At 39.7% G+C, this 17,693-nt stretch carries 20 protein-coding genes and 2 pseudogenes; 10 read left to right on the forward strand and 12 right to left on the reverse strand.

The genetic code is table 11. The features are described 5' to 3' along the window. Window positions 1-2 precede the first annotated feature (2 nt). The 3 genes from speD to SLS51_RS13565 form a co-directional block, all read right to left on the reverse strand. Window positions 3-797 carry an adenosylmethionine decarboxylase gene (gene speD / locus SLS51_RS13555; RefSeq protein WP_323839255.1) on the reverse strand — a complete coding sequence of 265 codons (795 nt, stop codon included), beginning with the start codon at window positions 795-797 and terminating at the stop codon, window positions 3-5. Window positions 798-825: 28 nt separating this feature from the next. Continuing rightward, the gene (speE, locus tag SLS51_RS13560) at window positions 826-1,689 is read right to left on the reverse strand and encodes a polyamine aminopropyltransferase (RefSeq protein WP_323839257.1); all 864 of its coding nucleotides are present in this window, start codon (window positions 1,687-1,689) and stop codon (window positions 826-828) included. 111 nt (window positions 1,690-1,800) lie between these two features. Further along, window positions 1,801-2,148 carry a YacC family pilotin-like protein gene (locus SLS51_RS13565; protein WP_323839259.1) on the reverse strand — a complete coding sequence of 116 codons (348 nt, stop codon included), beginning with the start codon at window positions 2,146-2,148 and terminating at the stop codon, window positions 1,801-1,803. 201 nt (window positions 2,149-2,349) lie between these two features. Between SLS51_RS13565 and cueO the strand changes: the two genes are divergently transcribed. The 5 genes from cueO (at window position 2,350) to SLS51_RS13590 (ending at window position 5,601) form a co-directional block, all read left to right on the forward strand. Then, window positions 2,350-3,894 carry a multicopper oxidase CueO gene (gene cueO / locus SLS51_RS13570; protein WP_323839260.1) on the forward strand — a complete coding sequence of 515 codons (1,545 nt, stop codon included), beginning with the start codon at window positions 2,350-2,352 and terminating at the stop codon, window positions 3,892-3,894. Between the two features lie 268 nt (window positions 3,895-4,162). After that, window positions 4,163-4,387: a hypothetical protein gene (locus SLS51_RS13575; RefSeq protein WP_323839262.1), complete on the forward strand. Its 225-nt coding sequence runs from the start codon at window positions 4,163-4,165 to the stop codon at window positions 4,385-4,387. A gap of 6 nt (window positions 4,388-4,393) precedes the next feature. Continuing rightward, the gene (locus SLS51_RS13580; RefSeq protein ID WP_323839264.1) at window positions 4,394-4,921 is read left to right on the forward strand and encodes a hypothetical protein; all 528 of its coding nucleotides are present in this window, start codon (window positions 4,394-4,396) and stop codon (window positions 4,919-4,921) included. A 233-nt stretch (window positions 4,922-5,154) separates the two neighbouring features. Beyond that, on the forward strand, window positions 5,155-5,349 hold the full coding sequence (locus SLS51_RS13585) for a hypothetical protein (RefSeq protein ID WP_323839266.1): 195 nt from the start codon (window positions 5,155-5,157) through the stop codon (window positions 5,347-5,349). Between the two features lie 18 nt (window positions 5,350-5,367). Then, window positions 5,368-5,601: an Arm DNA-binding domain-containing protein gene (locus SLS51_RS13590; RefSeq protein ID WP_323839268.1), complete on the forward strand. Its 234-nt coding sequence runs from the start codon at window positions 5,368-5,370 to the stop codon at window positions 5,599-5,601. Window positions 5,602-5,701: 100 nt separating this feature from the next. On the opposite strand, the pseudogene SLS51_RS13595 reads toward SLS51_RS13590, so the two are convergent. The 4 genes and pseudogenes from SLS51_RS13595 to SLS51_RS13610 form a co-directional block, all read right to left on the reverse strand. Beyond that, window positions 5,702-6,001: pseudogene (locus SLS51_RS13595) on the reverse strand (helix-turn-helix domain-containing protein); the annotation flags it as partial. Between the two features lie 189 nt (window positions 6,002-6,190). After that, a pseudogene (locus tag SLS51_RS13600) lies at window positions 6,191-7,333 on the reverse strand (peptidase domain-containing ABC transporter); the annotation flags it as partial. Between the two features lies 1 nt (window position 7,334). Then, window positions 7,335-8,366: an IS630 family transposase gene (locus tag SLS51_RS13605; protein WP_323839270.1), complete on the reverse strand. Its 1,032-nt coding sequence runs from the start codon at window positions 8,364-8,366 to the stop codon at window positions 7,335-7,337. 463 nt (window positions 8,367-8,829) lie between these two features. Then, window positions 8,830-9,132: a hypothetical protein gene (locus SLS51_RS13610; RefSeq protein WP_323839272.1), complete on the reverse strand. Its 303-nt coding sequence runs from the start codon at window positions 9,130-9,132 to the stop codon at window positions 8,830-8,832. Between the two features lie 1,583 nt (window positions 9,133-10,715). Here SLS51_RS13610 and SLS51_RS13615 point away from each other — a divergent pair. Together SLS51_RS13615 and hpt are read left to right on the forward strand one after the other, a co-directional pair. Beyond that, window positions 10,716-10,979, forward strand: a complete 264-nt coding sequence (locus SLS51_RS13615; RefSeq protein ID WP_323839326.1) for a helix-turn-helix domain-containing protein — start codon at window positions 10,716-10,718, stop codon at window positions 10,977-10,979. A 369-nt stretch (window positions 10,980-11,348) separates the two neighbouring features. Then, window positions 11,349-11,894 carry a hypoxanthine phosphoribosyltransferase gene (gene hpt / locus SLS51_RS13620; RefSeq protein ID WP_323839274.1) on the forward strand — a complete coding sequence of 182 codons (546 nt, stop codon included), beginning with the start codon at window positions 11,349-11,351 and terminating at the stop codon, window positions 11,892-11,894. Between the two features lie 147 nt (window positions 11,895-12,041). Here hpt and SLS51_RS13625 read toward each other — a convergent pair whose 3' ends face one another. Together SLS51_RS13625 and SLS51_RS13630 are read right to left on the reverse strand one after the other, a co-directional pair. After that, the gene (locus SLS51_RS13625) at window positions 12,042-12,383 is read right to left on the reverse strand and encodes a type II toxin-antitoxin system ChpB family toxin (RefSeq protein ID WP_036782608.1); all 342 of its coding nucleotides are present in this window, start codon (window positions 12,381-12,383) and stop codon (window positions 12,042-12,044) included. Beyond that, window positions 12,383-12,637, reverse strand: coding sequence for an AbrB/MazE/SpoVT family DNA-binding domain-containing protein (locus SLS51_RS13630; protein WP_036782605.1), 255 nt, complete (start codon window positions 12,635-12,637; stop codon window positions 12,383-12,385). Before SLS51_RS13630 ends, SLS51_RS13625 begins: the two co-directional genes overlap by 1 nt. Window positions 12,638-13,127: 490 nt before the next feature. Here SLS51_RS13630 and SLS51_RS13635 point away from each other — a divergent pair, with 490 nt between their 5' ends. Then, window positions 13,128-13,406 carry a type II toxin-antitoxin system TacA family antitoxin gene (locus SLS51_RS13635; protein WP_323839278.1) on the forward strand — a complete coding sequence of 93 codons (279 nt, stop codon included), beginning with the start codon at window positions 13,128-13,130 and terminating at the stop codon, window positions 13,404-13,406. A 345-nt stretch (window positions 13,407-13,751) separates the two neighbouring features. Here SLS51_RS13635 and can read toward each other — a convergent pair whose 3' ends face one another. Beyond that, window positions 13,752-14,405, reverse strand: coding sequence for a carbonate dehydratase (can, locus tag SLS51_RS13640; RefSeq protein WP_011145235.1), 654 nt, complete (start codon window positions 14,403-14,405; stop codon window positions 13,752-13,754). Window positions 14,406-14,592: 187 nt separating this feature from the next. Here can and SLS51_RS13645 point away from each other — a divergent pair, with 187 nt between their 5' ends. Together SLS51_RS13645 and SLS51_RS13650 are read left to right on the forward strand one after the other, a co-directional pair. Next, window positions 14,593-15,504 carry an ABC transporter ATP-binding protein gene (locus SLS51_RS13645; protein WP_323839282.1) on the forward strand — a complete coding sequence of 304 codons (912 nt, stop codon included), beginning with the start codon at window positions 14,593-14,595 and terminating at the stop codon, window positions 15,502-15,504. Between the two features lie 11 nt (window positions 15,505-15,515). After that, window positions 15,516-16,286: an ABC transporter permease gene (locus SLS51_RS13650; RefSeq protein WP_323839284.1), complete on the forward strand. Its 771-nt coding sequence runs from the start codon at window positions 15,516-15,518 to the stop codon at window positions 16,284-16,286. Between the two features lie 78 nt (window positions 16,287-16,364). On the opposite strand, the gene panD is transcribed toward SLS51_RS13650, so the two are convergent. Together panD and panC are read right to left on the reverse strand one after the other, a co-directional pair. Next, window positions 16,365-16,745, reverse strand: a complete 381-nt coding sequence (gene panD, locus SLS51_RS13655) for an aspartate 1-decarboxylase (RefSeq protein ID WP_323839286.1) — start codon at window positions 16,743-16,745, stop codon at window positions 16,365-16,367. 67 nt (window positions 16,746-16,812) lie between these two features. Further along, window positions 16,813-17,667 carry a pantoate--beta-alanine ligase gene (gene panC / locus SLS51_RS13660; RefSeq protein ID WP_323839288.1) on the reverse strand — a complete coding sequence of 285 codons (855 nt, stop codon included), beginning with the start codon at window positions 17,665-17,667 and terminating at the stop codon, window positions 16,813-16,815. Between the last annotated feature and the right edge of the window lie 26 nt (window positions 17,668-17,693).

A 17,693-nucleotide genomic window follows, 5' to 3' on the forward strand; every position in this document is an offset into this window, starting at 1 on the left:
AGTTAAATAGCGGGTAAATTACGGCCGTAATAGATTTCTTGTATCTCTTTTTTCAAAAGATGGGTAATTTCCTGCTTTTCAGTTTCACTCAGTTGTTCTGGTGTGGCATTGAATAGGTAATCATTCAGGTCAAATCTTTTTAGCATCATTTTTGTATGAAATAGATTTTCCTGATAAATATTAACATCCATCATGTAATACTGTGATTGCACTTCTTCGGTCATATAATTCTGAATAGAACTGATTTCGTGATCGATATAGTGCTTCACGCCATTCACATCTCTGGTGAAACCACGGACGCGGTAATCCATCGTGACAATATCTGATTCTAATTTGTGGATCAGATAATTCAGCGCCTTGAGAGGTGAAATAACACCGCAGGTTGATACTTCAATATCAGCTCTGAAAGTGCATATGCCGCCGCCGGGATGGCTCTCTGGATAAGTGTGAACACAGATATGGCTCTTATCCAAATGGGCAACGACGGAATCGGGTAACGGACCCGGATTTTCAGTATTGTCTACATCCTTTGGGTCCATCGGCTCTTCGCTGACGAGTATGGTAACGCTTGCCCCTTGTGGATCATAGTCCTGACGGGCGATATTCAAAATATTTGCACCAATGATCGAACACGTTTCGCTAAGAATTTCCGTTAAACGGTTAGCGTTATATTGTTCGTCAATATAAGCGATATAACTATCCCGATCAGCTTGGCTTTTTGCGTAACAGATATCGTAAATACAAAAACTCAGGCTTTTTGTCAGGTTATTAAAACCGTGCAATTTCAGCTTGTGCAATTTATTTCACCTCCTGGCTAATGGGTGATTATGGGTTTTCGGATAGTGCATCCAACAGATATTGTGGTAAGGCAAAGCTACCGGCATGAACGGCTGGATTATAGTAACGGCAGGTAAAACCTGCGTTGTTAAAGCGCTGTTGCAACGTTGCCAGATCCACATGGCGTAGTGCCGGGTTCTGGCTTGCCCAGGCAAAGGTCATTATTCCGCCATAATAGGTTGGAATGGCAGCTTGATAGAAACCGCTATCAGCAAAATAGTTACTCAATTTTTTATGGCTGGTGACTGCTTCATCCTGTTGCAGGAAACAAACACCGTTCTGAGCAACAAAGATGCCACCTTCATTCAGACAACGTTGGCAACCTTGATAGAATTCAGAGGTAAATAATCCTTCACCAGGCCCGATCGGATCTGTGCAGTCAGAGATAATGACATCGAATTTCTGAGCAGTGGTATTAACGAAATTAACACCATCGTCAATGATCAGATTGAAGCGTGGATCATCATAAGCTCCGGCATTATGGTTAGGCAGATACTGACGGCAGAATTCAACTACGTTGGCATCGATTTCAACCATAGTGATGCTTTCAAGGTATTGATGACGACAGACTTCACGTAACATACCGCCATCACCACCGCCGATAATCAGTACTCGTTTGGCGTTCCCGTGGGCGAACAAAGGAACATGAGACATCATTTCGTGGTAGATAAATTCATCACGTTCAGTTGTTTGTACTGTGCCATCCAGCGCCATAATGCGGCCTAATGCCGCGTTTTCAAAGATGATCAAATCTTGATGCTCAGTTTTATCGTGATAAAGCACTTTATCGACGGAAAAATATTGACCAAAATTGGCGTGCAGGGTTTCGTACCAAGTTTCTTTTTGTGACATATCCCGGCTTTTCCTCCACTGTGATAGTCATGAAAATTGGCGCACATAATAGCCAACAATTCTCATAGTTGCACGGTGAAATTTACCCCTTTAGGGGGATGAGGAAAAGCACTATTTAACGTAGGCGAATAAACTCAGCGAATCTCTGGCGAGAGCATGGCACTTTATCGCATTGGACAGGTAAATTCCTTTGAGATCTTGGTAGCTTTCTTCATTGAGCTTGTCCATCAATTGGCTGTTGTAATTAGTTAAATCCCACTTATTGCGTTGAGCAAAATAAATAATGGCTCGTTTAATTTCCCGGTCAGGAATTTGGCTGTAACCACAGTCATATTTCAGGTAGATAAACACCGCCGTCAGATCGGCCAGATCTTCAGCTTCACTTTCTGTCAGCGCTTTTGCGGGGTGGGAAAGACCGAAAAGAACGAGTATGTAAGTCAAGAGAGCTAATTTTCGCATTTGTATTATTATAATCAACCAGTGTCATATTACGTTAACATATTAATATCTTTGTTAGGAAAAATTTATTTTTTAAAATTACTGTAAAGATCGACTTAAATCACATTCCCTTCGCTTGACCTTCCTGTAAGGGTAGCCCTTATGTTTCCTTTATGAGATGTTTTTTTATCTGTTTTTTGGTTGATTTAACCGGGAGTGAATATGCAGCGACGTGATTTTATCAGATTAAGTGCCGTTATGGGTCTATCCAGTATGTTGCCTGTATGGAGCCGTTTCTCCTTTGCTGAATCTTATCCGGCATTACCTATCCCTCCACAACTAGAGCCAGATGCGACAGGTAAAATTGCTATTGAAATCAAAGCGGGAAAATCCAGTTTTAAAGCAGGAACGGTGACTAAAACTTGGGGTTACAACGGTGATTTACTCGGTCCGGCACTGAAATTGACGTCAGGTAAACCTGTCATTATTGATATTCGTAATCATCTACCGGAGGAGACCACGGTTCATTGGCATGGTCTGGAGATTACTGGGGAAGTCGATGGTGGCCCGCATGCGATGATTGCGCCAGGAGGGAGCCGGACGGTCAGTTTTACGCCTGAACAACCGGAAGCGACTTGTTGGTTCCATCCGCATACGCATGGCAAGACGGGTTATCAGGTTGCAATGGGGCTTGGTGGATTAGTATTGATTGAAGATGAGAACAGTATTAATACGGGTTTACCAAACCGGTGGGGCGTGGATGATATTCCGGTGATATTGCAGGATAGACGCTTGAATAACGAGGGGCAGATTGATTATCAGTTGGATGTAATGAGTGCGGCTGTTGGTTGGTTTGGCGATATGATGCTGACCAACGGTGTTGTTTTACCCCAACATACAGCACCTCGCGGCTGGTTACGTCTGCGTTTGCTAAATGGTTGTAATGCTCGTAGCCTCAATATTGCGACCAGTGATGGTCGTCAATTGTATGTTGTTGCCAGCGACGGTGGTTTGCTAGCAGAACCGGTTGCGGTTAATGAGTTACCGATTCTGGCGGGAGAGCGTTTTGAGGTGGTGATAGATGCTTCGGATGGCAAATCTTTCGATCTGGTGACGTTACCTGTGGTTCAGATGGGAATGACATTACCGCCATTTGATCAGCCACTGCCAGTTTTACGCATTCGACCTCAGCTTTTTTCTAGCCGAACAATATTGTCGGAGCAGCTTGCCACGCTTCCTGCATTGCCTTCTTTTACCGGTTTGAATCGGCGTCGTTTACATCTGGCGATGGACAGTCGTCTGGATATGCAGGGGATGATGATATTGTCTCAGCGCTATGGTGAGCAAGCTATGGCGGGGATGGGAATGCATCATGGCAATATGAGCCACGGAGATATGCATCATGGTGGTGAATTAAATCTCCATCATGCGAACACCATCAATGGACAGGCTTTCTCCATAACAGAACCCGCTTTTGATGTGAAGCAGGGGCAATATGAGCGTTGGGTGATTTCGGGCGTTGGCGATATGATGCTGCATCCGTTCCATATCCACGGCGCCCGTTTTCGTATTTTGAGTGAAAATGGCTGCAAGCCTGCTGCTCACCGCAGTGGTTGGAAAGACATTGTTCATGTGGAAGGTAAAGAGAGCGAAGTGCTGGTTCAGTTCAAGCATACTGCGGGAGTGAAACATCCATTTATGGCGCATTGTCATCTACTAGAACATGAAGATACCGGTATGATGCTAGGTTTTACTGTGAGTAAATAATTTTGTTAACAGATTGACTCTGGTTTGGTTTATCAGAGTTGGCCTCACTGTGCCTTATAGTCCGTAGTTATGTAGTCTTTTCAATGAATTATTGTTATAGGATGTACATGATAGAACAAAGGTTATACGCAATTGCTTCTACTATGAACTGGTGTTGATAGATGCTTAATCAGCAGTAAATGGACACAACAAAGTATTGTCAGTGATTACCGCAGGTATTAGACTATGATACAGTTGTTTGTTTGTTACTCAGTGAAGGAGCGGTGAAATGTCTAGTTTTTTCAAGAAGATGGGATATGCTCTTGTTTCTCCGGAAAGGGTGATGGCACGCCTCGTTGGCGCACATAAAGAAACTTGTTCTGATGCTGATCAGAAAGATGAAAAGTTCATCATTAATCGTTCTGGAACGGTTACTCTGAATCGTTGTAATCCTGATGTTCAGCGGGCTTTCGCTTTAAACGTTGAGTGGTTGAGTACTAAAAAAGAGGGATAACTATCAATGTGGGCAGCTGTGGTTATTGTTGTTTTAGTATGTGGTTATGTTTATACAAATAGTCATCTACCCTCTAGATTTAAGCAAAATAAAGCCATTGGTTGGAACGCTTACTTTGAAGTAGCACGACAAGGTGGCTTTTTTCTTATCGCAGGTTTTTGTCTGGCTTTAACACTGAGTTGTTTAATCTTTGCTGTTATGATGCTACTGAACATCCCTGTATATTTTGGTGCAAAATATATCCCTTTTACTTTTGCTCATGATTTATTCAACTCTCGGTTAGTGGGGATGAGTATTTTTTCTTTTTTCATCTTAAGTTTTACCGTGTTGATCAGTATCAGTGCATCCTATAACGCAGAGAAAGATTTTAGAAATCCTGAAAAGCGCAATGATATTTTTAAAGAAATTGCATCTAATAGTGCTATTGAAAGCCTTCTTTTGGAATCAATTGAAAGTGGTCTGTTGCTGTTAATTACTTTAAAGTCGAGAAAAGTTTATGTTGGAATGGTTGATGAAGCGAGATTTCATCGTTAGAATAATGACATATTAATTGGCATCTCAACTGGTTATAATCCTTTATTGATTTTCATATACTTATTCATTAAAAACAACTGGTTAAATTTATAATGAAACATACTGTAGAAGCATAAAACATCGTGTTTTTATACTATTAGATGCTTTCAGTTTTCTCCTTTTTTATCCTTCCATATCAAAATGATAGCCTAATTTTGTATTTTAGTGTTAATGTCTCTTTTTTGATTGTTACAATGAACGGTGTATCACTCAGACAGAGACACTATGTTGAGGTAATGAATGGCACGGACAAACAACTCAGTGACAAAAAACTAAAAGCATTGCTAGGTGTTAAAAGGGATTCTCCGGCTATGATTGCTGCTGGTGAAGGGTTGAGCATTAAGGTTTTCAAAAGTGGACAGTTAAGTTGGGTATTTGTATATCGCTGAGGTGGACGTGGTAGTCGCTTGGAGCGCCCCACTTTAGGTCGTTACCCTGATATGTCACTAAAAGTGGCAAGAGAAAAACGTGGACAGTGCAGAAGGTGGCTCGCTGAAGGTTTTGATCCAAGGATGGAGTTGGAATTGAGAATAGAAGAAACTTTAAAACCGGTGACTGTCAAAGATGCTCTGGAATATTGGTTAGTGCACTATGCACGCGCAAAAAGAGCAGATGAAGAACTCGCAAGAGCGCGCAGCTAGAAAACATATTTATCCCCGATTAGGTCATTATCTTCTCATACGGTGTGAAATCCGTCACTGGGTAGCCTGTTTTGACGAAATAAATAAAACGCAACCTATACGAGATAAAAATGCTTTTCTTACGTAATTCGTTACTGGTCCGGTGCTGGTTGTGAGCAGGGAACTCAATGGCATAATCGATAACCGCTTGTTCTGTTGTTGCATCGATCCTATTTTTGAGGTTAGGGCTGCGATTAACTAACGCTTCGACTCCTCCTTCTTCGACGAGTTCCTGATAGCGATAAAAAGTATCGCGGGATATGCCTATCATCTTGCAAGTTTTCGACACATTGTTAAGTTCTTCAGCCAGGTTCAACAAACTGGCTTTATGTTTAATGGTAGGGTTGTTAGTATGAAGCATGAGAGTTACCTCTTGTATTTTGTATAAGGGTTCGGCACCCCTATCAAAACCTGTAACTCTCAACTTTTCAAGTTCTATGTCATATCTAGTCGCGACTAATACGATTAATAACAATTTAATATTAATAATGCCTTTTTCACTTGTATTAATTGATAAATTATACGTACAAAAATAGACAATTACACAAGGTTATGCACATTTTTTTGTTAAATCAATTAGTTTATTCGCGGATTCTATTGTTTCTTTCCTATGGGCAACCATTACTTTTGTAATGCTTAACATTTTAAGGTTAGATGAAATTATTTTTTCGTTTTCAGTATCGAGATGACTCGTGGCTTCATCTAAAAATAAGATCTTAGGGTCTTTGTATAATGCTCTTGCTAAGCATAACCTCTGTTTTTGTCCACCAGATAAGATAGTTCCCATATCTCCAATCAATGTTTCATATTCCATTGGCATTTTTTTTATATCATGGTGTATAGCTGCTATTTTTGCACAATTAATAGCTTTATCTGTGTCTGGATGTTCATCAAAAAAAGTTATATTTTCCATAATAGAACCAGAAAATAGTGAATCATCTTGCGCTACATACCCGATATTATCTCTGATGATTTTTGGATGTGTTTTATTAACTATAACTCCTCCAATCCTAACTTCTCCTCCTGTAGGTAAAATGTTTCCTATCATTAAATTTAATAGTGTGGATTTTCCACAACCTGATGGACCTATTATTGCCACTGAATCTCCAGGCTGAATGTCAAAATATAAATTTTCTATTAAATAATTATTATTTCCCTCATATTTAAAGGAAAGATTTTTAATTTCAATTTTATTTGATTTTATTGTTTCTGTTTTTAGTAGTATATTGGATTTTAATTCTGTTTCAGATAGTACAATATCTGATAATCTTTCAATATGGATCCCAAGCATTTTAAAAGAAATAAATAGATCAATGAGAGATATAGTTCTAGACTCAAATTGAGTTTTGTAAGCAAGAAATGATATTAATATACCTACTGTAAATGTATTATCAAAGATAAAAGATGTACCTATATAAACTATTAGGATGTTTTGAATTCCAAATATAATTCTATTGGAAAAAGAAAATCCTAGCGATAGTCTTTGAGATTTAAGGGCAGAGTTTACAGTATTTATAGATAAAGTTAACCAAGAATTATATCGGTGATTCTCTTTGCAGAAAATCTTTATTGCTTTTATTCCTCTCATTGTTTCCATAAAATTGGAGCTCAGCTTAGCTGATTGTACGATATTTTCTTTAGTAGCTTCTTTTAAAGGGTAATACCATATTATCCTGATTATTATATATACCCACTTAACTTGAAGATGCAGGATTCAGAACCTGGAAGTTGTCATTAATACGGCACGACAGGTTCCCGGCAAGTTCCGGTAATATTTCCGTAAAAAAACGATGGATTGCCTGCCTGAACAAGGTCGTCGAGGCGAAATAAGGGTTATTCCTGACCTGTTCATTCATCACCTTCCACAGCCTTTCTATCGGGTTCAGATTCGGGCTGTATGGCGGTAAGTAATGAAGTTCAATATTCATCACATAAGCCCAGTCTTTCACCAGCCTGCTTCGGTGGTAACCGGCTCCGTCAAGGATAATATGAACCTTCTGACTGACCGGATAGGTCTCACGGATGGCAATGAAGAACTCGGCGATGTGATAACTGTCGATACGGTCATACTCGCGTACTACCGTTTTGCTGATATCGGCCAGATTCAGGGCCCCCATCAGGTTCAGACGGGTACGGCTTCCCGTGGTTTTTACGGCGGTTTTCTGCCCTTTGCGCATCCAGCCATAAGCGAGTTTGGTCCCCTGTGTGGGATGGACGCCATCAATGAACAGGATGGGGTCATGGTCTCCGGCTTCCTGCTTGAGTTTCCCGTAGGCTTCCATAAAGGCCCGTTGCTGCTCCGCGTTGAACTTGTGTGGCACGCCGGTCGGTCTTTTATAACTGAATCCATTATGGTGCAGCCATTTATTCATGCCGGGAACAGTGTAACTGATATCCCATGCTTCTTTGACAAGGCGGATAACCGCCTGTGTGGTGGGCAGAAGATTGGCGGTCAGATAAGCGATAAGTTCCTGAGTCTGTGTTTCGCTGAGATGGCTCTGAGAGCCGCCATTTTCGGGTTTCAGTTTGCGGTGATTAAGGTAATCGCTGATATGACGGTTAACGGTCGTTTCATGAAGACGCAGGGCCTGAGCGATCATCACTGAACTCCAGCCTTCTGAGGCCAGCAGAACCGCTTTGATGCGATCACACTCCCTCTTATCTCGGCAGGTGTGATGGAGATGTTCAAGTTCGGCTTTTTGTTCTGATGTAATAAATATTTTCATAGCGAGGATAATGATCTCCATTTCGGATAAAATCAAGCATCTTCAATGATTACGGGTATATATATCTATACCGTCTAGTGCCTAAATCATTATAGGATTCAATATATTCTGTTTTATCAATAATACCATTGTACATTAATTTAATACCTTCAAATGAAGGCAGGTTGGAACGATTAAATATATTTTCTATTTCACTATGTTTTATAAAATCATCATCATATATTTGTTTAAAAACACACGGTTTCTTTTCGAAGAAATTTTCTAGGAAGTCTTTTTTATCAATGGGAAAATTAATTGGATTCATATTTAATGTTAATGATTGTTGATTGTGGCTCTATAAGTGAGTAATAAGTTATCTTATTAAGAGGTTATTAAAATAAAAGGTTTTTGTTTACGTAGCCTCTTTTTTTTGGTTGATGGGTGTATAATTACACCCATTTTTATCTAAAAATATCACGGTTTATTAGTGGCAATAGTTAGATCCACTTGAATTACAATAATTGGTCCCAGCACCATTGCTATTGCCTCCAGAATCAATTCTACCTCCTATCTCTCCTCCGATGTAGCGGCCAGCTGCAGTACCTGGGCCCGGTGCTATTACAGAGCCTATTGCTGCACCAGCTGCGGCTCCAGCATATCCTCCAGCTACACTACCAGCTACTCTTCCAGCAGCTCCCCCTGCGGCTGCTCCTGCTATTTCACCAGCGGTTTCTCCTGCTCCTGCACCTGCAACTAAATCAAACTCTTGAATGGTAAGCTCACGCATAATAAATTTACCTTCATTCAGGTTTACTAAAAATAATAACAATCAAATATATATAAGAACTTATGATTGTATTCAAAAATAATTTTAACGAAAAATCATAATGGATATGATTTAATATATACAAAAAAGGAATCGATACTAATATCAGTAAAATAGTTATAATAGATAGAGTAAATATCTTATAAAAAAAATTTGGTTTTTTATCATGTGAGTATTCTTTTTTGAACCTTTTTTTCAATAAAGAAAATTCATTGAATATTTTATTTGCAGTGCTGAACATGATAATCAATAAAATTATTGACATACTGTAATCTATATACTCAAGAATAGGGGTGTCTAATCTAAGTATAAATACCGAGACAATATAAACTATAAAAAAATTAAAAAATAAAGCCTCTTTTTTAAAGGTTTTTTTAGATAATTTTGATATTTCTTTGGCTCTGTACAATAAGGTGTTTTTATGGTTTTTTATTTTCATAAATTCTTATTTATTATTTTTATAGGGTTTTTGATTTGTCTTGATTATATTTTTTTGTTTTTTTATGTCAATGTCTTTTTTTTAAAATAAATAAAATAACCAAATGTGGTAATTATCCTAACATCTTGAAAATATAGGGATGAATTAAATTTTAAAAGAAAATATTAAACCTCTAATCTTTTTAAGAGAAACTATAATTAAAGTTATCATGATAATGCGCTAAATCTATTGGATGATATAAATAAAAACTTATTGATATATTTATTTAGTCATTACTTTCTCTTATTGTCAGTAAAAGCATTCGTTAGTCTAAATCTGTTTAATTACCATCACAGATGGTCATCAATGTTTCCGTAGGTCTGAGAGGAAGCGCTTAAACGACTAGAAAAACTTCTGTAGCCTGAAAGTGAAAGCAAGAATTGCGGTACATCTGCACACCTTTGGAAGCATATATTGCTAGTATGAACAATCCTAGCTAGTTTGGTGATGACGGTCTTTTTAGCTAATAGAGTACCAACGGTACTTCGGCGTGTGAGGTTATGGTTTTCATTGCCTTTCGTAGCTGGATTTAAGGTGGGGAAGATCCACTTTACTTTTATCTGATTTCAAGTGGGCATGAAACATGCGCTCGCTTACTTTTCTCATTAGCGTTAGGTGATAGCCTTTCGCACAATGGGATTGAGCTATGTCTCGATCTCATTTCACTTCAATGAGCAGGATTGCTTTTGCGCATCTCGCTCATGCCTAGCTATGTTTGCTTAAAATATTTAGCGGGCGGCTTCTCTACACCTAAATAATTAGCTCATTGCTACCGTTTGATCCTTAACGTTGCGGCGTTTTGCTGTGCTTGTTGGTATTTCAACGTTTGCACCACTTTTGCTGACTGTTTGCGGACTTGACGCCGCAGCAAAAGGGCAGTACGACGATTACAGGCTCATGCCTGCTAGCAGCGCAGTGAATCTGACACGGCATTTTATAGATTGAAAGAGTAATGGTGGTTCAGGCGGGGGAGGCTTCGGCCTTGCCGGAAGGTAGCTACCGGTACTGTGAACCCTGTCTGAATCACCATCATCAATTTTCTCAATTAATGGAAGGGGTAGCAGGAATGAATAATGTTAAAAATGACTGGCATCAAGCCGATATTATTGCTGCACTACGTAAGCGTGGTCCAACCTTAGCTGCGGTATCCCGTGAAGCGGGACTGAGTTCTTCCACATTAGCCAACACGCTGTCACGTCCTTGGCCTAAAGGCGAATGGATTATCGCTAATTATCTCAACATTCATTTATCTGAAATCTGGCCTAGTCGTTATTTTGATATGGACAGTAATCTTATTGAGAGCAAAGTTCGCGAGAAATCAGCAGAATAATTATTCTAATACCGTAAAATATCAGGGAAATAGTCACCTCACTTCATCTCATTACCTACTGTGTTGTTTGATTGATGAGGTAGAATAATCGGTTATCCATCACCGTAATCTTTAATACCTTTCGACGAAATGCGTCGCAACTTTCTATCACGAGGCCAGAACGTTTAGTGTACTTATCTACTCACTGGCAACGAGTCATATATCCTTCTTTTACTGTAGGCGGTGAATTCTGATATGCTTTGCAAAATATTTTGTTCTCATGTTTTTGTGTGTGCGTCTTTGTGTGGTGAACGGTATATCAATCGGTGTATCACTTTTTGTAAAAAGACACATGATTTTATTTTAGTTATCGTTTAAAAATATATAGTTATGAGTAAACCAAAACATATTGTAGAAGTTATGATCTCCGAACAGGAGGTTAAACAACGTATTGCTGAACTGGGAAAACAGATTACTGAACACTATTGTGACAGTGGTAGTGGGCTGGTATTGGTCGGGTTGCTGAGAGGTTCATTTATTTTTATGGCTGATTTATGCCGTGAAATTCAGATCCCTCATCAAGTCGACTTTATGACGGCTTCCAGTTACGGCAGCGGTATGAATTCCACTCGTGATGTGAAAATCCTGAAAGATCTGGACGAGGATATTCGTGGTAAGCATGTACTGATTGTGGAAGATATTATTGATTCAGGTAATACCCTGAATAAAGTGCGTGAAATTTTGGCGTTGCGTGAGCCAAAATCACTGGCAATCTGTACCTTGTTGGATAAACCTTCCCGCCGTGAAGTTGATGTTCCGGTTGAGTGGATTGGTTACTCAATTGAGGATAAATTTGTGGTGGGTTATGGTATCGATTATGCGCAACTTTACCGTCATCTGCCCTATATCGGCCATGTGATTTTGCAGGAAGAGTAGTTTTCTCGTATCTTGGAAACGGCAACTTTCGGGTTGCCGTTTTTGCTTTGTGATTCAGGTATGATATATAGAGCTGCGCTCCTATCTACATTTTGGCACGGTGCTTAATATGGCTTACAGTCGTGGAACCATACTTAGCAGCAGAATTTATTCCAATATGCTGGACACTACGGCTAAAATTTCATTAACTACAGACGTCGGGGCCTCTTCAATTTTTCTTGCTTGTCTTACATTTAGATCGATGGAACGAATGCCATTCGCTAATAGAACTCCTTGAGTCTGTGTTCCAGTGCCCATCAATGTCACGGCAAAACCCGCAAACCTGGCATAATTTCCTCCTTGTGTTATAGGAATAATAATTGTTAAACCTAATTTGTTAAAATTGTATGGACTTATTACTAAGCATGGCCTTTTGTCACCTTGCAGTTCTTGACCCGCGACTGGGTTTAAGCACGCCTCAACAATATCCCCTCGTTGAAATGTTGCCATTACACTTCATTCCCTACAGGTTTACTGGTATCCCATTCTTTTAAGATTTCAGGCATTGGTGCTTCTGAGTCACATAGAGCGAGTAGATCGGCTAATTTGTACTTGGGACGATGGTTTACTGCGGAGATTACGATTTTCCCTTGTTCTTCGACAATTGATAATTGGTCACCTTCTTTCAGGTGGAGGGATTTCAATAGTTGAGCTGGAATAATAGTACCAACAGAGTTTCCAATTTTTCTGACATGAGTAAGCATAGAACTTTCCTCGCAAGTAACGGTTATCGCATTGTTAACACTTTAGAGTGGTTCTGCCTAAGTGTCAACATTGTTATTACAGGTAATGAGATTTGATCGCTCATAAAAATCTTCTTTTTATTACCGTATTCGTACATTCGTAAAATAAAGAAATTAAAATAGATAGTTGATATTCAAATAGGTAGCGATTTAATAAAATAAAAATTTGCATAAACTTTCGTTTAATTACGCTATATACCCTATGGATTTCAAGATGCATCGTGACGGCAAGGGAGCAAATCCCCGGGAGCGTAGCGAACTATATGACTGGGGTGAATAGGTGCAGCCAGCAAAGAGGCAACTTGAAAGATAACGGGTATATTGCATTTTTATTAGCGAAAGCCGATGTAAGCCTCTATGCCTAATGGGAATTCTCTCCTCTAGAAATGTGATGATAATGGCGTTACGTTTGTGTATTATTTAGCTCACCTATAGCATAAGGAGATTTGAAATGAACGTAATAAGTGAGAATCGTAAAAATAAGACACTCAACTTGAGGATTAGGCAAGAGGATCGGGATTTAATAGATAGAGCGGCAAAAGTGAAGGGAAAAACCGTTACTGAATATGTCCTTGATACAATCAAACGTGATGCTGAAAATACTTTATTGGAACACTCCTTTATGGTTGTATATCCAGAAATTTTTAATGTTTTTATTGCTAAACTTGATGCTCCGGCTGCTCCAAATGAGCGTCTTATCAAAACGGCAAATATGAAAAAACCGTGGTGATAGAATGATTAATGATCCAACCTTGTTAACAGATGATCACAATTTAAATAGTTTTACTTCAGGAATTGACACCCTGGACAACTGGTTAACAGACAGAGCATTAAAAAATCAAAAAGAGAATGCTTCGCGAACCTATGTTGTAAACTTTCCACTCTAGTTTAGATAATATCTCTGGAGAAAAATATTATCATGAGTTTAAAGGGTAAAATATAATTTTTAAGTCTGAGAAAAAATTAAAATATATTTTTAATATAATCTATAAACTGAAAATCTTCGTTTAATTACACTATAGAAAAAGTTAAATATAACCTTTTCTACAGCGTATTTTATGAATGATCTAAAAAATCACTTCTTATGCGTCAGTTTGGATATTGTCTGGCGATAGGCAAGTTCCAGTTTTTCACGGCTGTCAGCCGTGACTTCCAGATCTTGCAATTGACCATTATGAATACCGTAAACCCAACCGTGGATCATCACTTTTTGGCCTCGTTTCCATGCTGCTTGCATAATGGTTGAGTGACCAAGGTTATATACTTGCTCAACAACGTTAATTTCGCACAGACGGTTTAGACGCTCATTCGGGGGTAATTCACCTAGCATAGAACTGTGTTTATACCAAAGATCACGAATATGTAGCAGCCAGTTGTTAATCAATCCCAGTTCGGTGCCATCAATTGCAGCTTCGATACCACCGCAACCGTAGTGTCCGCAGATAATGATATGTTCAACTTCCAGTACATCTACTGCATATTGAATAACTGAAAGACAATTTAAGTCAGTATGAATAACCAGGTTTGCAACGTTTCTGTGAACAAATAAGTCACCGGGGGCGGCATCAATTAGTTTTTCTGCTGGTACCCGGCTGTCTGAACAACCAATCCATAAGAAATGAGGTTTTTGTGATTTTGCTAATTCTTTGAAAAAAATTGGATTTTCTTCGTTAACCGATTCTGACCACTGCTTGTTATTGGCAAGCAGCTCTTCTATTTTTTTCATCATGATTCATAGCCTGGTAGTGTTTCTTTAAGATAGAATCATATACAACATCAATTGAAATTTTAATATTTTATTGCTGTTTGTTTTTAATCTTTCTGCTGTTTTTGTAAAGCAAGTCAGGCAGAAAAGCAGCATTATGTTTCCACATTACACGCAAAGGCGACCAGATAATAAAGGTGTTTTGTAATTTATGACTTATGCATTGGAGTTAACGCAGCTTACTAAGACTTACACTGATGGTGTTAAGGCGCTGCGTGGGATAGACCTGAATGTGGAAGTTGGAGACTTCTACGCATTATTGGGTCCGAATGGTGCAGGGAAGTCCACCACAATCGGCATTATTAGCTCTCTGGTAAACAAAAGCAGCGGTAAGGTTAAGGTGTTTGGCTATGATATTGATACTGATATTGTGAATGCTAAACGGCAGTTAGGTCTTGTTCCGCAGGAATTTAACTTTAACCCGTTTGAGACGGTGTTGCAGATTGTTCTCAATCAGGCCGGTTACTATGGTGTACCGCGAAAAGTGGCGCAAGCCAGAGCGAAAACTTATCTGTCGCAGTTAGATTTGTGGGAAAAACGCAATCAACGGGCGATTCGTCTGTCTGGTGGGATGAAACGACGTCTGATGATTGTACGAGCGTTGATGCATCAGCCTAAATTATTGATCCTTGATGAACCGACTGCCGGTGTTGATATTGAACTTCGTCGCTCTATGTGGAGTTTTTTACAAGAGCTGAATGCCCAGGGAACGACAATTATTCTAACGACTCACTATCTGGAAGAAGCAGAAATGCTGTGCCGTAATATTGGTATTATTCAGCATGGTGAGTTGGTGGAAAACACCAGTATGAAAAATTTACTCAGTCGGGTGGAATCTGAAACATTCTTCTTCGATCTGGCAACACAAAACCCAATTATTGAACTAGTAGGATATGATTATCGACTGCTGGATGCCTCTACTTTGGAAGTGGATGTTCAACGTGGTCAGGGAATAAATAGCGTATTTACCCAATTAAGTGCTCAGGGTATTCATATTTTAAGTATGCGTAATAAAGCGAACCGTCTGGAAGAGTTATTTGTCAGCTTGGTGAACAATAAGTAAGGAGATAGTAAATGATTCAGTTGTACTGGGTGGCGCTAAAAACTATCTGGATTAAAGAAATTACCCGTTTTGGTCGTATCTGGGTACAGACTTTATTACCGCCGGTTATTACCATGTCGCTCTATTTTATTATCTTCGGTAGCTTGATTGGTTCGCGTATTGGGGAAATGGGCGGTGTCGATTATATGCAATTTATTGTCCCTGGCCTTATTATGATGGCGGTGATCACTAACTCTTATGCCAATGTTTCTTCCTCCTTCTTTGGCGCGAAATTCCAGCGCAGTATTGAGGAATTATTGGTAGCGCCGGTTCCGACACATATCGTTATTGTGGGGTTTGTTGGTGGTGGTGTTGCCCGTGGTGTCTGCGTCGGTATTCTGGTGACATTGGTTTCTCTATTTTTTGTGCCGCTTCATATTCATGCGTGGTGGATGATTGTTATCACGTTGTTGATGACCTCCATTTTGTTCTCACTAGGGGGGTTGTTGAATTCGATTTTTGCTAAAACATTTGATGATATCAGCATTATTCCGACCTTCGTATTAACGCCACTGACCTATCTTGGTGGGGTGTTTTATTCATTGACATTATTACCCCCATTTTGGCAAGCGGTTTCCAAGCTGAACCCGATCGTTTATATGGTTAGTGGTTTTCGTTATGGTTTCTTGGGGATTACTGATGTTTCTTTGATAATTACGTTGAGTGTTTTGACTGCATTTATTGTGGTTTTTTATCTTGTTGCTTGGTATTTAATTGAAACAGGGCGGGGATTGAGGACTTAAATTCGGTAATTTATTAACGGTTTCTATTTTTGAAGTCCCCTAAGTTTTGCTTGCTAATTTTAGGGGACTGAATTTAATTTAAGCCACCTGAACCGGCACGGCTTTGGCGATACGGCTCATAATATTATCACCGTCGAAGTAAGCGATATTAGGCTTATGATGACGAGCACCTTCGTTAGGGATTTGTACATATGAGCAAATAATTAGCTTATCACCTACCGCAGCACGGCGGGCCGCTGCTCCGTTAACTGAAATTATTCTAGAACCACGTTCAGCGGCGATAGCATAAGTGGAAAAACGCTCGCCGTTATCCACGTTATAGATATCAATAGCTTCATATTCCAGAATACCGGCTGCATCCATGAAATTCTGATCAATTGCACAGGAACCTTCATAATGCAAATCTGCCTGAGTGACTTTCACCCGGTGCAATTTTCCCTGTAGCATCGTGCGCAACATGGTTTTTCTCCTGATTCGATGACAAATTAGAACCTTTTTGTATCAATAACGTCTGATACAACGGCAATTATTGCGTTAAATCTACCTGCTGATTATCGATCATACGGGTCTGTCCTAACCAGGCCGCCATTAGAATAACGGCTTTTTTGCTTTCGGTATTTAACGGCGCCAATGTTTCGGCGTCACGGATAAACAACTCATCAGGTACAAAGCCCGCTTCGTGTAGCTGTGAAGATGCTTGAGTGAGCAACTGTTCTGTGTGACGTTCACCCTGTGCCATTTTTTCAGCGATAGATCGCATGATCTTGCTGAGTTCTGGGGCGATTCGATGTTCATCGGCGGTTAAATTGTTATTACGTGAACTGAGAGCCAAGCCATTTTGGTCACGCACCGTGGGTACTGAAACCAGCGTAATATCATAAGCCAGGTCGGCAATCATTTTGCGAATAAGTTGTAATTGTTGAAAATCTTTTTCGCCAAAATAGGTTAAATCTGGTTGTACCAGATTGAACAGTTTACTCACTACGGTTGAAACACCGCGGAAATGACCGGGACGACTGGCTCCTTCCAGCATGGTAGAAAGCCCAGGAACTTCAACATAAGTCTGATGTTCCATACCATCAGGGTATATTTCCTTATCAGCAGGCGCAAATACCAGATCGACACCGTGTTGATGAAGTTTTTCGCAATCTTCCTGTAAGGTACGAGGATATTTTGCCAAATCATCTGGACGATTAAACTGCATCGGATTGACGAAAATAGAGACGATCACAATATCTGCTTGCCCTTTGGCTGTATCGACTAACGTCATATGGCCGTCGTGCAAGTTACCCATTGTTGGCACCAGTGCCATGCGTTTTCCTTCCTGACGCCAGCGGCGGATTTCACGGCGCAGAATCGGTACAGTTTCGACAATCAGCACTGCTTAATACTCCTTAGGGTAATTTA

It is taken from the genome of Photorhabdus africana, assembly GCF_035181445.1.
In the GTDB taxonomy this organism is placed as follows: domain Bacteria; phylum Pseudomonadota; class Gammaproteobacteria; order Enterobacterales; family Enterobacteriaceae; genus Photorhabdus; species Photorhabdus laumondii.